The sequence below is a fragment of the Flavobacterium sp. FlaQc-30 genome, assembly GCF_044005885.1.
Taxonomy (GTDB): domain Bacteria; phylum Bacteroidota; class Bacteroidia; order Flavobacteriales; family Flavobacteriaceae; genus Flavobacterium.
This window is the reverse complement of the sequence record NZ_JBIPCO010000007.1, coordinates 279418-296465: the sequence shown is the minus strand read 5'-3', so window position 1 is coordinate 296465 and position 17048 is coordinate 279418. Positions and strand designations below refer to the sequence as shown.

Annotated in this window: 11 protein-coding genes; 3 read left to right on the top strand and 8 right to left on the bottom strand. The window is 34.9% G+C overall.

Features of this window, described 5'->3' with window-relative positions:
- Positions 1-15 precede the first annotated feature (15 nt).
- The 8 genes from ACHRV0_RS16705 to ACHRV0_RS16670 all read right to left on the bottom strand — a co-directional run bounded on the left by ACHRV0_RS16705 (position 16) and on the right by ACHRV0_RS16670 (position 11700).
- On the bottom strand, positions 16-2763 hold the full coding sequence (locus ACHRV0_RS16705) for a glycoside hydrolase family 3 C-terminal domain-containing protein (protein ID WP_395441675.1): 2748 nt from the start codon (positions 2761-2763) through the stop codon (positions 16-18).
- A gap of 14 nt (positions 2764-2777) precedes the next feature.
- Complete coding sequence (locus ACHRV0_RS16700) at positions 2778-4115, bottom strand: alpha-L-fucosidase (protein ID WP_395441674.1); 1338 nt, start codon at positions 4113-4115, stop codon at positions 2778-2780.
- Between the two features lie 23 nt (positions 4116-4138).
- Positions 4139-6688 carry a beta-galactosidase GalB gene (gene galB / locus ACHRV0_RS16695; RefSeq protein WP_395441673.1) on the bottom strand — a complete coding sequence of 850 codons (2550 nt, stop codon included), beginning with the start codon at positions 6686-6688 and terminating at the stop codon, positions 4139-4141.
- Between the two features lie 55 nt (positions 6689-6743).
- The gene (locus ACHRV0_RS16690) at positions 6744-7523 is read right to left on the bottom strand and encodes an SDR family oxidoreductase (RefSeq protein WP_395441672.1); all 780 of its coding nucleotides are present in this window, start codon (positions 7521-7523) and stop codon (positions 6744-6746) included.
- 221 nt (positions 7524-7744) lie between these two features.
- Positions 7745-8572 carry an amidohydrolase family protein gene (locus ACHRV0_RS16685; protein WP_395441671.1) on the bottom strand — a complete coding sequence of 276 codons (828 nt, stop codon included), beginning with the start codon at positions 8570-8572 and terminating at the stop codon, positions 7745-7747.
- Positions 8559-8906: an L-rhamnose mutarotase gene (locus tag ACHRV0_RS16680; RefSeq protein ID WP_395441670.1), complete on the bottom strand. Its 348-nt coding sequence runs from the start codon at positions 8904-8906 to the stop codon at positions 8559-8561. Before ACHRV0_RS16680 ends, ACHRV0_RS16685 begins: the two co-directional genes overlap by 14 nt.
- Positions 8907-8984: 78 nt before the next feature.
- Entirely contained in the window at positions 8985-10421 is a 1437-nt protein-coding gene (locus tag ACHRV0_RS16675; protein ID WP_395441669.1) for an alpha-L-fucosidase, read from the bottom strand.
- A gap of 412 nt (positions 10422-10833) precedes the next feature.
- Positions 10834-11700: an AraC family transcriptional regulator gene (locus ACHRV0_RS16670; protein WP_129022849.1), complete on the bottom strand. Its 867-nt coding sequence runs from the start codon at positions 11698-11700 to the stop codon at positions 10834-10836.
- Positions 11701-12198: 498 nt separating this feature from the next.
- On the opposite strand from ACHRV0_RS16670, the gene ACHRV0_RS16665 reads away from it, so the two are divergent.
- The 3 genes from ACHRV0_RS16665 (at position 12199) to ACHRV0_RS16655 (ending at position 16916) form a co-directional block, all read left to right on the top strand.
- Complete coding sequence (locus ACHRV0_RS16665) at positions 12199-14655, top strand: prolyl oligopeptidase family serine peptidase (RefSeq protein ID WP_395441668.1); 2457 nt, start codon at positions 12199-12201, stop codon at positions 14653-14655.
- A 302-nt stretch (positions 14656-14957) separates the two neighbouring features.
- Positions 14958-15860 carry an ROK family protein gene (locus tag ACHRV0_RS16660; RefSeq protein WP_129022851.1) on the top strand — a complete coding sequence of 301 codons (903 nt, stop codon included), beginning with the start codon at positions 14958-14960 and terminating at the stop codon, positions 15858-15860.
- 51 nt (positions 15861-15911) lie between these two features.
- Entirely contained in the window at positions 15912-16916 is a 1005-nt protein-coding gene (locus tag ACHRV0_RS16655; protein ID WP_395441667.1) for an isoaspartyl peptidase/L-asparaginase, read from the top strand.
- The last annotated feature ends 132 nt before the right edge of the window (positions 16917-17048 follow it).

Sequence of the window (17048 nt, the reverse complement as noted above, 5' to 3'; positions counted from 1 at the left end):
AGCTAAAACTCAAGATTATTTGGTCACTGTAATAATTTCTCTTAATCGAATGTCTCTTGACGAAGCTCCAATCATAATTCTGAAATCTCCAGGTTCAACAACCCATTTCATATCTTCATTTAACATTTGTAATACTTCTTTGTTAATCTCAAACGAAACTTCTTTTGATTCTCCAGCTTTAAGCGAAATTCTCTGAAAACCTTTCATTTGTTTTATCGGCTGTGCGATAGACGACAAAAGATCTCTTACGTACAATTGAACCACTTCGTCACCATCAACTTTACTTGTATTTTTTATGGTGCAATATACTTTTGTGGTTTCTGGTTTTCCGATTTGTTTTTTGTCGAATCGCAAATTGCTGTATTCAAAAGTCGAATAACTTAATCCGTAACCAAATGGAAATAAAGGCGCTCCGTTTAAATTGGTATAATCATCAGAACGTCCAGTTGGTTTATGATTGTAAACTAATGGCAGCTGTCCCTCAAAAACAGGAAACGTGATAGGCAAACGTCCTGCAGGATTTTTATCTCCAAATAGAATATTGGCTACAGCATGACCTCCGTCTTCACCCGGATACCAAACATCCAAAATCGAAGGCACATTATTGATCCATTTATCCATTGTAATGGCACTTCCTCCTACTAAAACTACAACAACTGGTTTTCCTGTTGCTGCAACAGCATTGATTAATTCTTCCTGATGTCCCAGTAAACCTAAATACGCTCTATCGTTAAATTCTCCTTCTTCAATTCCCGCGGCAATTACAGCAACATCAGATTTTTTAGCTGCTGCAACAGCTTCTTCAATCTTCTTTTGCCAATCATTATCAACTCCTACGTTCCAAACTAGTTTGAATTTAGCATAGCCTTGCGATTCGAAAAACTCAATTTTAATATCGTATTCTTTATCTTTCTCAAAATTGAAATCAACCAATTTTGCCGAATACGTTTGGCTTTTCCAATTGTCAATAATCAGTTTTCCATTCAAATACAAACGGTAACCATCGTTACCTTCAAAACCAATTTTATAAGTTCCTGATACTGGCGATTTTATTTTTCCTGTCCACTTTGCAGAATAAAAATCATAATTTATTTTTTCTTGATCTGGAGAGTATAATGTCCAATCAAAACTAATTGTATTATCTAATCTTGTCAAAGCAGGAGTTCCGCTTAATTGTACATTGTTGAAGTATTCTGCTGATAATCCGTTTACGGCTTTTCCTTTTTCAACGCTGAATAAATTAGCAGACGGAACAACAGTATATTCAATATTTCTTCTTGCACAGCCTTCTGCCAAATTAATTACAGCTGACGAACCTAGCTTTGCTTTTATACCGTCAAGCATACTTACTTTTCCATTTCCGGGACCACTATAACCACCTAAACGTGCTTCGGTGATATCATTTCCTATTAAGGCAATTGATTGTATTGATTTTTTAAGAGGTAGTACATTGTTATCATTTTTTAACAAAACCATTCCTTTTTCTGCCGCTTCTCTTGCTAATAATTTATGAGTAGGATTTCCGTTCCATTTGTTCGTTTCTCTTTCATCAGCATATGGATTCTCGAATAAACCCAATTCAAATTTTAATCTCAAAACTCTCGTTACGGCTTCGTCAATATTTTTCATATCTATTCTTCCGTCTAAGAAAGGCGGCTGAAATAATTTATAATGATCGTAGGCTGTTTGAAAAATAACATCTAAGCCATTATTGATCGCATTTGCACTCGATTCAGGATAATCTTTTGCAGTATAATGCAATACATTTCCTCCGCCAACAGCATTTGCATCTGAAATGATGAATCCTTTAAAATTCATTTCGCCTTTTAGTTTTTTATTCAACAGCCAGTCATTTGCTGTGCAAGGACTTCCGTTTATGGTATTGTATGAAGTCATAACGCTTCGGCTTCCGCCTTCATTAAAGCAGGCACGGAATGGAGGAAACTGATATTCTTCCAAGTAACGTTCATTATAATCAATTGGATAACTATCACGACCGCCGTCTCCGCTGTTTGCAAGGAAATGTTTTGGAGTTGTGATTACTCCTCTTTCTTCAAAAGACGACACATAAGCGACTCCCATTTTTGAAGAAAGAAAAGGATCTTCACCATACGTTTCCTCAACGCGCCCCCAACGAACATCTGAAGCTAGATTTACAACAGGTGATAAAATTTGACGAATTCCGCGGCTTTTTGATTCTAATGCAATCGCAGTCGAAACTCTTTTCATTAATCCGGGATCAAATGTTGCTGCCAATGAAATAGATTGCGGAAATGCTGTTGCTCCGTCTCTTACTAATCCGTGTAATGCTTCATCAAAAGCGATTATAGGAATTCCTAAACGTGTTTTTTCGACAAAATACTTCTGCATTTTGTTGATTAATTTTACTGTTTCTTTTGCGTTACTTGCTGCGCTGTAATCTAAAATTTGATTACTTGCATCGGTACTTCCTTTGGCACTTACCTGAAAGCCAAAAATTCCGTTTTTATAATTCTCTGCTCCATCAGACAAATCGCCGGGAATCATAAACATCTGCCAAAATTTTTCCTCAACTGTCATTCGGGATAATAAATCCTGAACGCGTTCGTCTACGGGTAATTTTGGATTTTTATACTTTGGAGTGTTCTGTGAAAAAATGGTTTGAACTCCAAGAAATAAAACTATTAAAAGTGTTTTTTTGTTCATGATAATACTGCTGTTGTACTGAATGGATTGAATGTCTTCTTTATAAAAAATGCCATCCTCAAAAGTTGAAGATGACATTTTTTATGCTTTTATTAATTCGTCAAGAAACCTCCTTGACCTCTGTATAATTTAATTGGCGCATCTAATGTTACTTTGATACAAGTCACATATTTATCTGCTGTATTCTCTGGTAAATCGATATAAACCAATCCCGGAACTGCGCTCCAAGAAATTTTCCCTACTACTTTGTGCGTTAATTTTACATTTGATCCTAAAACTGTAATATCTTGAATTTTATTATCAAGACCTTTTAACATCAATTGCCCTGAAGTTTTTCCGTGTACAAATAAGTAAAGTGTTTTTGAGTCTTTAGAAAGCGTAGTTGGTCCATAAAAATGTCCTAACGGAATTCCCGGAATAGTTCCAAAAATACCTTCACCATTTCTTCTGTTCCAATCTCCAAGTTCTTTCAATGTTGAAACAACTGTATCTGGATATGTTCCGTCAGGTTTTGGTCCTATATCAAGTAATAAATTTCCTCCGTTTGAAACTGCATCTACAAAAATCGTAATGATTTCGTAAGGTGTTTTCCAATTGTTATCACTCACACGGTATCCCCAATTTTCATTCATAGTCATACATAATTCCCACCATTTGAATGCTGGACGCACAACCGGAAAGTTTTGTTCTGGTGTATCATAATCGCCATAACCTTGCAAACGTCCGTTAATGATTGTGTTTGGATTTCTATCTAACATCATTTTACGCGTTTTCTCAGCCTGCCATTCATCAGCACTATGTTCCCAATCACCATCAAACCACCATAAATCTGGGTTGTACCAATCTGAAATTTCTTTAATTTGCCCTTGAAAGAATTTCTGAAAACGTTCCCAGCGAGCTGGTTCTTTTTTAATATCATAACGTGCTTTATCTTTCAAGAAACCTGGATAATCATTGTGTGTCCAATCGATTAAGGAGAAATAAGCACCGCATTTAATGTCTCTTTTGCGTAATTCTTCAAAGAATGGTTTAATCATATCTTTTTTGGCAGGAGTTGTTTTTACTGAACTCAACTTACCCAATTTAGTATCGTACATTGCAACACCATCGTGGTGTTTTGTTGTAATTACAGCATATTTAGCACCCGAATCTTTAATCATATCTGCCCAAGCTGCAGGATCGTATTTACTCAAAGTGTAGCTTTTTTGCTGTTTCATATAATCTTCTACCGAAATTTTTCCATTGTGAAAACTCCAAGATTCAGAAACATCGGCAACGGAATAAATTCCGGCATGAATAAAAATCCCAAGCTTAGCATCTTCAAACCATTTCATTTTTTCGGCAATATCTTTTGCAGCAATTTTGTTCTGCGCACTGCCCGCAATAGATGCTCCTACGAACAAAGCGGTTAAGATTATCTTTTTAATCATTTTAAGTTTATTTTGTTTGTTTATTATTTAATTCTGATTGTTGTTGAAGCACCTTGTAATCCTGCACTTTCTGCTTTTACTGTAAATTGTCCTTTTTGCCCTTTTTTAGCTTTAACAATTACTAACACTTTTCCATTAAAAGCAGGTCTTTCTGTACTTTGAAACGGTACAAAACTTGTGGCATCACCATTATCTGTAGCTACAATCTCTCCAGCTCCTTCAATTGAAAATTTCACTAATGGATTTGAACGTGGAACTACTAAACCACTATTATCAGTAACATCAACTGTTACAAAAACCAAATCAACATCGTCTGCAAGAACTTCTGTTCTATCTGCTGCCATTTTTAATTTTGCCTCTGCTCCTGTTGTTTTAACAATATCTGTTGCCCATACTTTGCCATTTTTATAACAAACCACTTTCAGCTCACCCGGTGTATACACTACATCGTCCCAAGTTAAACGGAAATCTTTTCCAGCTTCCATTTTCTTTCTTCCAAGGCTTTTTCCGTTTAAGAATAATTCACCTTCGTTTCCAGAAGTATAAACGTGTACAGGAACAACTTTCCCAACTCTTTCGCTCCAGTTCCAATGAGGCAGAATGTGCGCTGTAGGAACGTCTGGTCTCCAATGTGATTTGTAGCTGTAATAACGATCCTTTGGAAATCCTGCCAAATCGATTATTCCAAAATAACTGCTTCTTGACGGCGGATTGCTTTTTTGTAATTCTGCCAATTTTGCTTCTAGTTCTTTTTGTTTAGAAGGATCTGTTCTAAAATTCAATAAATTCGTTTCATCTGAATTGTATGGCGTAGGTTCTCCCAAATAATCAAAACCTGTCCAAACGTATTCTCCTAATAAATGCGGGTATTTTGCATTGGTGCGAAATTGTGTATCTGGCGAACATCCCCAACCCGGAAAAGCATCATCATAAGATGAAATCTGCCAAGATTTTTTATCGAATTTATCATCAAAGAAATATTCTCCTCTTGAACTTACAGTCGAAGCGGTTTCGCTTCCAAGCGTTGGTTTATTTGCATATCTTGGATCAACATCCCATTTTGGCTGTTGGTCAAAAAAGTAATTTACTCCCATAATGTCAAGTGCCATAGCTGCTCCTGAACCTCTACCTCCGTCAGGGTCATTATAACCGTTAGAAATTGGGCGTGTTGGATCTTCTCTGCGCATAATATCAGCCAATTCTTTGGTTAATTTTACGTTTTGCTGATCTGGAACTTCGTTTCCAATTGACCAAATAAATACCGACGGATTATTTCTGTCTCTGCGAACCAATGCCATTAAATCTCTTTCATGCCATTCGTCAAAAATCACATTGTAATCAAATTTCTTTTTTCCGATTCTCCACGCGTCAAAAGCTTCATCCCAAACTAAGAATCCCATTTTATCAGCCAATTCTAACAATTCTGATGCAGGCGGATTATGAGAAGTTCGTAATGAGTTACAACCCATTTCTTTCAACATTACTAATTGTCTTTTTAATGCCGATGTATTAATGGCAGCACCCAGCGCCCCTAAATCATGGTGGTTGCAGGTTCCGAATATTTCTACTCTTTTTCCGTTTAATAAAAACCCATTTCTTGGTGTAAACTCAATGGTTCTAATACCAAAAGGAGTATTATACGTGTCAACTACTTTTCCGTCGACGCTGATTTTTGTTTGTGCTACATAACGATTTGGTGTTTTTAAATCCCATAATTTAGGATTGTTCAAAACCGAATGTGTTTCTGCCTCTTCACTTCCGTTAGCTTTAATATCGAGTGTTGAAGTAATTAATGAACCTACTTTTACTTTGAGATTGTCATTAATATCAATTTCATATAAATCAGTTGTAACAACTGCTTTTACAGGCTTATTTGAAGCATTTTGTACGTTTACCAATACTTTAATATCAGCTGCTTCTTTGGTAATATTTGGCGTTGTCACAAAAGTTCCCCAATGCGCAACGTGCACTGGACTAGTTTTTACCAGCCAAACATGACGATAGATTCCGGCACCTGGATACCAGCGAGAATCCCAATTTTCAGTATCTAAACGAACAGCTAAAATATTTTCTTGACCAAATTTTAAAAACGGAGTCAAATTCATGCGGAAAGAATTATAACCAAACGGCCATGTTCCAACATAATTTCCGTTTAAATAAATTTTTGCATTGGCCATAGCCCCATCAAAATCAACAAAAATTTGTTTACCAGAATCTGAAGCAGGAACCGTAAAATGCTTGCGATACCAGCCAATTCCTTTCCAGGGCAATTTTCCAGTTTCGCCTCTTAACTCAATTCTAAAAGGTCCTTTGATCGCCCAATCGTGCGGTAGATTTAATTTTTCCCAATTAGATTCGTTTAAAGAAACTGCTTCTAAATTTTTAGGTTCTTCTTTTACTAATCCGTCCGCTTGAGATCCGTATCTTGAAAAGAGCCAGTTATCATCAAAAGACTGTGTATCTGTTGATCCCATTCTCTTTATGGCTGCTTGCTGCGAAAACACAGACGATCCAATGATTAAACAAAGCACTATTATAAGACTTTTGCTTATCGAAAACATCTTTTTGTTCATGTTTGGTTTATTTAGTTATTCTGTTTTTTGGTATTGTTAAAGCAAATTTGTTCCGCTACAAGGAGCGATCTAAATGTGTATATCCTCCATCAACATATATCAGCTGTCCTGTTGTATGACTTGATTTATCACACAACAAGAATACAGTCATATTTGCAATTTCTTCTGCAGTCGTCATTCTGTTTTCTAACGGAATTTTGGCTGTAATATCTTTTAATTTTTGTTCTGGATTTTCAAGAGTGTTAATCCATGTTTCGTATAAAGGCGTATAACATTCAGCCACAATAACCGAGTTTACACGTATTCCGTATTTCAATAATTCAACCGCCCACTCACGAGTCAAAGCATTACGTCCGCCATTTGAAGCTGCGTAAGCCGAAGTATTCCCTTGTCCAGTATCGGCAGTTTTTGAACCTATATTTACAATTGCCCCTTTTGTTTTTTTCAATTCTGGCAAAGCGTGCTGCGCAATTAAATAATAATGCGTCAGGTTCTTGTGAATCGATGCGATGAACTTTTCATAATTACCGCTTTCTAAACCAACGCCATCATTTACACCTGCATTATTCACCAATCCATCAATACGACCGTATAAAGCAATAATTTGATCTATAGCCGTTTTACAAGCCTCTGGATTCGTTAATTCTGCAACTACAGACAAAGCTTTTCCATTCTCCGCTTCTATTTGTCTTATAGCCGCCTGATTGTCATCGTCATCTCTTCCAATTATCACAGGAATAGCTCCCTCACCAGCCAGAACCTTACAGATTCCTAGTCCAATTCCTTTTGCACCGCCGGTTACGATAATTATTTTGTCTTTTAAATTAAGGTTCATTTATTCTTTATTATGGTTAGATAGTTTTTTTGCGCAACCCGTAAATTGTTTTTTTTTAAACACATAGAAACATAGTTTTTATGTGTTTTAAAAAAGTAAATCAAAAAGAAACTCGTTTCTCACACATAGCTATGTGTCTTAATACAAGTGAAACGCCTTTTTTGAGTTCAATAATTCTATGTTTCTATGTGTTAAAAAATAATTATGCCCACAGATTATTATTATAAATGATAAAATTGAACTGCATTACTGCTCCAAAATTTATCTTGATCTGCTCTCGAAAATTTCGAAAAATAATCTTCAACAATATCACAGGAAGATGAATACGAAGCGGCAAGCAAACTCACTGGCCAGTCACTGCCAAACATCAAGCGATCAATTCCAAATACTTCAGTAACCACATCTAAGCAATATGTAAAATCCTCACGCGTCCAATTACTCCAGTCAGCCTCCGTTACTAAACCTGAAACCTTACACATTACATTCGGAAATTTGGCAATTGCTCTAATTCCTTTCTCCCACTCGTTGAATTCTTTATTTTTGAAATCTGGTTTAGCCAAATGGTCGATAACAAATTTTTGATTTGGAAACTGAGCAACTAATTTTGCAGCGTTCTCCAAATGTTTAGGAAAAATCAGAATATCATAGGTGAAATTATGTTTTACCAATTTCGAAATTCCGTTTTGAAATCTTTCCTGCAGCATAAAATCAAGATCCGCTTCAGCCTGAACAATGTGTCTGAAACCTTTTAATTTTTCATACTTGGCAAAATACTCTAAACGTTCATCAATATTTGCAGCACATAAATCGACCCAGCCAACAACACCTTTTATAAAAACATTCTCTTTGGCAAGATCTAAAAGAAAATCTGTTTCCTCTTCACTTTGATCTGCCTGAACTGCCACACAGCCCTCGAATTGATTTTTTATCAATAAAGGCTCTAAATCTGAAGGCATAAAATCCTGCTGGATTACTTTCATTTCATCAGTAATCCAAGCGTCTTTTATAGGATGGTATTTCCAAAAATGCTGATGACTATCTATTTTCATGCAAATCGAATATTTTGTCCATCAACATCCATTTTTCACCCTCTTTTGCCCAAGGCAGTGCTTTTTGATACTTCCACATCAATTCTTCCCATTTTTGTACGACAGGATTATTAGCATCCATTTCTCCTTTTCTTTCAAAAGTAAAAGTTTCATTTGCTTCAATAATCATAAACATTCTGTTGCCAACGCAATAAATATCCAGATTTTCAATACCAGAATTGGTGATACTTTCTGTAATTTCCGGCCAGATTTTTTCGTGATACTTTTTGTATTCTGCCATTAAAACCGGATCTTCAGTTAAATCTAATGCGAGACAATATTTTTGCGTTACCATATACTTTATTTAAAACTTTAGATAAAATATCTAAATTCATTTATTTTCAATTAAAAACTATTAAAGTAAAACTGCAGATTAAGCACTAACTTTAATAACAACACCTGCTTGTTTTGCTAATTCTGCACGCTGCGATTTAGGAACCGAAACACTGATTCCACCGCTTACTTTTTTATAACTTAACTGTGTTTTACTTCCTAAAAGCACCACATTTAATTTGCCTTTTAAATCATTCTTGATGATAATTTCAGAAGGAATTTCTTTTTCATTTGCTGATGGAAGATAAATTCCAAAAACTGTTTTTTCTCCTTTTGAAGTGTAATACAAATTACCCTCAGAATATGGAGCGATTGGTTTTGTAGCATAAATTGCTTCACCGTTTACATCCAGCCATTTTCCAACTTCGGCTAAGGCTTTTTGTATTTTAGGTTCAAAATCACCTTTTCCGTCAGGACCAACTCCAAGTAGTAAATTACCGCCTTTTGCCACAATTCCAGTTAATAACTGAATTACTTCTGTTCCTGATTTATATTTATCATTTGGAACCCAGCCCCAATCGTTGCCAAGAGTAACACAACTTTCCCACGGTACCGCGATTGGTTTTTCGAGTACTTTGCGCTCAGGAGTTAGATAATCTTCATATTCACCTGGTACCCAACGGTCAACGACAATAAGTCCAGGCTGCTTTTTACGTGCCGTTTCGGCAATCAATTTCATATCGATATCTAAGTTCTGACGGTTCTTTTTTCCTTCAATTTGTTTTGCTGGACGAACCCATCCTCCGTCAAGCCAAAGAATATCAACTTTACCATAATCTGTTGTTAATTCATTCAACTGATTTTGAGTGTATTTTACAAAGTTCTGCCATCTTTCAGGATGTACTTTTACATCGTAATTTGGATTTCGATCTTTTGGCGGATAATACTTCCACCAAAAATCTTGTGAAGTCCAGTCTGGTTTCGAAAAGTAAATTCCCACTGATAATCCCTCTTTTCTAGAAGCATCCAAAACATTTCTTAATACGTCTGGTTTTGCATTCTTAGCACTTGGCAAATTCGGATTTGTGATTTTAAAATCGGTAAATTTTGAATCGTACATACAAAATCCATCATGGTGTTTTGAGGTAAAAATCAAATATTTTGCGCCGGCACTTTTAAACATTTTTGCCCATTTCTCTGAATCTAAATTTACAGGATTCAAGCTAAATCGTGCTCCGCGATAATCTGAAGCAAAAGAATCATAATCATCATAACCATTGCGAGTCACCCAATCTTCTGGAGCCAATCCCCACGATTCGCAAATTCCAAGTTGACTGTATAATCCCATATGAATAAGAACTCCAAACTTATAATCCTGCCATTTGGCCAAGTTTTCTTTAACGGCTTTATCCTTTGGAGCAATATAAGTATCTGCAGGTGTTTTTTCATTCTCCGGCATAATATCTCCTTGCGCCTGAGACAAAGTTCCTACGGCAAAACAACAAACGGATAATACTAGTTTTAATCTGCTTTTCATATGCTATAATTATGTTTTTCTAAACTTATACCTTATTATAAAACAGAGTGCCTTTCTTTTAAGTAAAAACTAACTTATTTACTAAAACGTTTTATATATTTTGACACTCCTTTTTGATGCAATCTCAAAAAAATAAAATTATCGTATTATTAAGTCTTATATTACTCCAAAATTATCATTAATTAAGCATTTATTATCTTTACAATTAATTTCATAAAAAAAGGAAGAAAAAATAATGCAATCCCGATTTTTTTTAGCCTTTTAAAAGAATATCTGCTTTTTATTCTTTATAAATTCAAACAGTTTGTTTCTATTTTCTTGCAGAAATAAAGCTGTTTTAGTAAAATAGCGCTGTATTTATCTTTTCATATAAATATGACCTATATTTATAAATAGAATATGGAATCTAAAACTAGACTAATGCTTTCTTTCTATATTCCTTTGGCGTTGTACCAATTAATTTTTTAAACAGCTTATTGAAGTTTGAAGCTGTTTTATAACCACACTCATAGGCAATTTCAGAAACGCCTAAATCTGTTTCGATTAAATATTTGCAAGCATTGGAAACTCTAATTTCATTAAGATATTCTACAAAAGGCTTTTTGGTTTTAGCCTTGAACATTCTACAAAAAGATGTAGGTGTTAAATTGGCAATTTTAGAAATTTCATCCAGTGATATTTCTTCTTTAAAATTTGATTTTACGTATTTGAAAACCTCTGCCAGACGATCATTTTTATTGTCATCGCTTACCGAAACATACGAACTGTCATTGATGAATCTTAAATCTTTGCTTTTTGATAAAAGGAATATGATCTCAATTAATCCCATAACCACTTCAAAACCTTTTTTCTTGAGCAGCTTTTCTAATTTTTTAGAAACAATAGCATTTGTTTGTCCAGTAATCGAAACTCCTTTTATAGCCTGCGAAAAAAACTTTTTGATTTCCTGCGCTTCGGGAAGTTCATAAAAAGAGGTTCCAAAAAGATCTCGACTAAAATAGATTACAATCGCTTTGGCTTTTAAACTATTAATTCCTTTATAGAAAATTTCATCATTAAGCCAAACGTGCGGAATATCATCTCCCAGAAAAACCATATCGCCAGATTCAAATGATTCAACAGAATTTCCAATAATTCTTTTTCCGTGGCTTTCTAAAATATATACCAACTCAAATTCTGGATGTGAATGAAAAGGCGACTGAAAAAAAGATTCTTCACGCGAGAATACAGACAATGATGTATTGGTATAAGAAGCAATGTTAGTCTTTACAATTTTCATTTTCAGAATAGTAATGATAATTAATAATTAAATAAGGATAAAATCGAATTAATCACTTATTTTTTTTAGATATAATTTTAAATTTCCCAAAAAACAAAAATAATAAAAAATTCATACGAGAATACTAAATCGATTTACTAAGTTTGAAAAATATAAAAATAAAGACGAAAATGAATAATTAATTTTCATTTATTACAAAAAAAACAGCACTATTTTTTCTATGCTTTACCTTGATATATTGGCAGATTATGCAAATAATCAAAGATAAAATAGAGGTGATTGTATAAAAAAAAATGGACTTTATAATTAGGAAGAGATTTCTCAAAAACATTCAAAAAAACTAAAAAACAAAATACAGAAAGGTTTTCCTTTAAAACAAAACCTTTCATTAATACCATACAATTCATCGTTTTTTACTCTTCAAATTTAAAATTTTAGGTAAAATTTATTTTGAAACGATTTTGGAGTAAAACTGAAAAAACTAAAACTAAAATAAAAATGAAAAAAGCCCTCGTGATTTTCCTTATTGGCTTGAGTGTAAACGCTGTTGCACAAACCAAAACTACTGGTAATGTTGTTGAATATTTTGGAAAAGAAAAAATTATTACAACCGCTGAGGGGAGTGTTTTATACAATTTTAATACTGGTTTTACCCTTCCTGCTGATAAAAAATCAGGAACGCTTTTTAATGGGCAAGATCCTGTAGCCTGGCAATATTCGGTTGGGAAATTTGTAAATCCAAACAAACAAAAAGGAGATTGGCAGCCTATTAAAGTAGATTCTGTCGGCGTTTTTAGCGGCAAGAATATGAGATCGGCATTTTTATTTACGGAATATAATGCACCAAAAGAACAAATCGTACTGTTGGAAACAACCGGCGGCACTCGCACTTATATTAATGGTTTCCCGCATGAAGGTGATCATTATGATTTCGGATACACATTGATTCCGTTTAAACTTCGTAAAGGTATAAATGAATTTGTGCACACAAAAGGTCGTTTTGGACGTGTGAAATCAAAACTTGTCGTGCCTTCAAAAAGTATACAGTTTACCAAACGTGATTTAACTTTACCGGATGTTATTAATGGTGAAAATGACGAGAAATGGGCTTCTGTTCGTGTTATAAATGCAACAGAAAAAGAGCTGAAAAACCTAGTGATCAAAGCAAAATTATCAAGCGGAGAAACTGCAGTTTACGCAACAGATGCTATTATGCCTTTGTTTGTTAGAAAAGTAAAGTTTAAAGTTCCGGCAGCAAAAGTCAATTTTACAGGCGAATTGAAGATCGAATTAACGCTTACGGATAAAAGCGGAAAGGTAATTGACAAAACTGAATTTCCTATTCAGCAACGTTCTGCGACTGTTCACCATGAACGTACTTTTGTAAGTAAGGTCGACAACAGCGTACAATATTACAGCATTGCTCCTGCATTAGAAAGCGGTCCAAAAGCTTTAGTACTTTCAGTTCATGGCGCTTCTGTTGAAGCCAGAAATCAAGCAAGAGCTTACAAACAAAAAGACTGGGCGCATATTGTTGCCGCAACAAACCGTCGTCCGTTTGGTTTTAACTGGGAAGATTGGGGAAGAATTGATGCGATGGAAGTTTTGGCAGAAGCTAAAAAAGTATTCAACACTATTCCTGCTCAAACTTACTTAACGGGGCACTCAATGGGTGGTCACGGAACTTGGTTTCTAGGAACGACATATCCAAGTAAATTTGCTGCAATTGCACCTTGTGCCTCTTATCCTGATATTGCAACTTATGGGTTTGATAAAGGCGATGAAATGCATGATATGTTTAAAGCTTATGGTCCTATCAAACGTTCTGCGAACTCAGGTCGCGTTAGAAGTCTTGTTCAAAACTTAAAACAATCTGGCGTTTATATACTGCATGGCGATGCCGATTCGACTGTTCCAATTTCGCAAGTGCGAGAAATGCGAGAAATTCTAGGAACTTTCCATCCCAACTTTTGTTATTATGAATATCCAGGCGGAGAACATTGGTATGGTGATCATTCTGTAGATTGGTTTCCTATTTTCGAATTTTTCAAACGCCAAACCATTCCAGCGAATAACGAAGTTAAAGAAATTGATTTTCATACCGCTTCTCCTGCTGTTTCTTCAACTGATTATTGGATAAAACTGCAACAGCAGATTCTTCCGTTTGATTTTTCAAATATTAATGCAAAAATAGAAAAAGAACAAATTACCATTAAAACAAAAAATGTTTCTATAATGGAACTTGACTTGGTTTCTCTTGATTTAAAAAGCGAAATCACAATCAATATCAACGATCAAATTTTAAAAACAGCAACTGATAAAAAAGCAATTCTGGCTTTAAAAGACAATAAATGGTCTTTAATTAACGAGATCAATACGAATCAAAAATATGGTGATCGTCAAGGCGGTTTCAAATTCGCTTTTAACAACAATGTGGTTTTTGTTTATGCTACAGGCGGATCAGCTTCTGAGCGCGAATGGTACTTAAACAGAGCTCGTTTTGATGCCGAAACTTTTTATTATAGAGGAAACGGAAGTATTGATGTGATTGCCGACAGCGAGTTTTCATTGGATAAATACAAAGATAGAAACGTAATTATTTATGGAAATGCTTCTAATAATAACGCTTGGAAATTAGTACTAAAAAACGCTCCTATTCAAATTGACAATCAACAGGTAAAAATTGGCAGCAGAATATTGAAAGGATCTGATTTAGCTGCTTATTTTGTGGTGCCTAGAAACGACAGCAAAACGGCAATGATTGGTGTTGTTGCTGGAACTTCAGAAAAAGGAATGAAGGCAACTTGGGCAAATAATTATATTTCTGGAATTACTGGTTTTCCTGATGTAATGATCTTTAAAACTGATTTACTTTTGAATGGTTTGCCTAATATGAAAGTAAGCGGTTTCTTCGACAATGACTGGTCTGCAAAAACGCTTGATTTTTTTCAATAACAAACAATTTAAAAACCGCAAAATCATGATTTTATATTCAAAAAAAGCAGACTGATATTTATTTACTAATACGATTTAGTATTTCGATAAAAAACAATTACTTTTAACGAAAATTTAAAGAATACAAAACAAACGGTAATCGTTTAAGACAGAATAAACAACCTTTTGGCAACCCTGTTAATTAGTTTGTAATATATGATCGCAAATTAGAATTCAGAAAAAAACAAACAATTTCTAGGATGCCGCTGCTTTTTGAGAGTAACAATTAAAAACGAAAAATAACATAGAACAAAACTAAAAAAATGGAAAAAAGATTTGCAATAGCGATGGATGTCGGCGGTTCACATATTACTTCTGCAGTTGTTGATCTTAATGAGATGAAAGTTTTTAAAGAATCCCTTTTTAAGGTTTCTTTTGATTCCAATCTGCCTACCAATGAAGTAATGGATTTTTGGGAAAATGCGATTCGTGCAGTTTTAGAAAAACCACAATTAGAAAATTTATCTGGAATAGCCTTGGCAATTCCTGGTCCGTTTGATTATGAAGAAGGAACCTGCTGGATTAAAGACCAAGATAAATATGAAAACTTTTACGGCTTAAATATTAAGGATCTGCTGAGAGAACGTTTTGATTTTGATCAAAATCTTCCTATTGTTTTTGAAAATGATGCTAAAAGCTTTGGCAAAGGAGAAGTCTATAAAAACATGGAAAACCTGCCTAAAAATGTTATGGCAGTTACTTTAGGAACTGGTCTTGGTGCCTGTTTTATTAAGAAAGGAAAAATTGTAAGCACTGGTCAAAAAGTACCGCCAAATGGAGAAATATGGAATCTTGCTTACAAAAATGGAATGGCAGAAGATGCTGTTTCTTTAAGAGCATTGCTTAACGGCTATCATAATTTGAGCGGCGTTCATGTTAATAGCGGATTGGACTTGTATCTTTTGGCTGTTGATGGAGATCAAAAAGCGATACAGGCTTTTACTGAATTTGGAGAGGATCTTGCCGAAATTATAATTCCGTGGCTGAAAAGTTTTAATGTTAGTATGCTTGTTATTGGTGGTAAAATTGCAAATGCAGGAGACTTGTTTTTAAATGTTCTTAGAGAAAAATTAGAAGAATCAGGAATCGAAATTGAACTGGTTATTTCAACAGATAATGAAACTACTGCTTTACTAGGAGCTGCAAGCTTACTTTATGAAGCTTAAAAATAAACCCATTTCTGATATTAAACAATCAGATTTACAAAATAGATAATAATGACAAATCGTAGAAATTTTCTAAAAAAAACGGCAATGGCATCTGCGGCTGTTGCATTCGGTTCTTTTGCCGGGCGAGCGGGAGAACTTGAGGAACAAAATGAACTTCTTGACGGAAAAGTAAGAAAACCAATTGTACTTTCGACTTGGCGTTTTGGTCTGCAGGCCAATGAAGCTGCTTGGGAAGTTTTGAAAAAAGGAGGACGCGCTTTAGATGCTGTAGAAGCAGGTGTAAAAGTTCCAGAAGCTGATCCAAAAGAAAGAAGCGTTGGTTACGGCGGAAGACCTGATCGTGACGGACGTGTAACTCTGGATGCTTGTATTATGGATGAAATGTCTAATATTGGTTCTGTGGGTTGTCTTGAGTATATAAAACACCCTATTTCTGTTGCTCGTGCCGTGATGGAAAAAACTCCTCACGTTATGCTTGTTGGCGATGGAGCGCTTCAATTTGCTTTATCGCAAGGTTTTCCGAAAGAAAATTTATTACTTCCTGATTCAGAACGTGAATGGAAAGAATGGTTAAAAACATCCGAATATAAACCAATTGCGAATATCGAAAATCACGACACTATTGGTATGATCGCGCTTGATGCTGCAGGAAATCTTTCTGGTGCCTGCACGACAAGCGGTATGGCATTTAAAATGCACGGGCGTTTAGGAGACTCTCCTATTATTGGTGCGGGTTTATATGTCGATAACGAAATTGGTGCTGCAACAGCAACTGGACATGGCGAAGAAGTAATTAGAATTTCGGGCTGCCACTTGGTTGTTGAATTAATGCGCCAAGGTAGATCACCACAAAAAGCGTGTGAAGAAGCTGTTTCAAGAGTTGTAAAATTGATGAAAAACCGAAATAAAAATCTAAAAGACATTCAGGTTGGTTTTATTGCCTTGAACAAAAAAGGAGATCACGGTTCATATTGCGTTCAAAGCGGTTTTAACTACGCCGTTTATGACGAAACCGGCAATCGCTTAATCGATCCTGATTTTTATCTTAAATAACATATTACTTGTTATTGATTCGTTTCTAAGTATCTCTTCTGTATACTATAAATTTCTTCAACACATAGTCCTATAACTTCAGTACTATGTGTTGAAATTAATAATATCCAAAAAATATTAAATAAAAAGCTA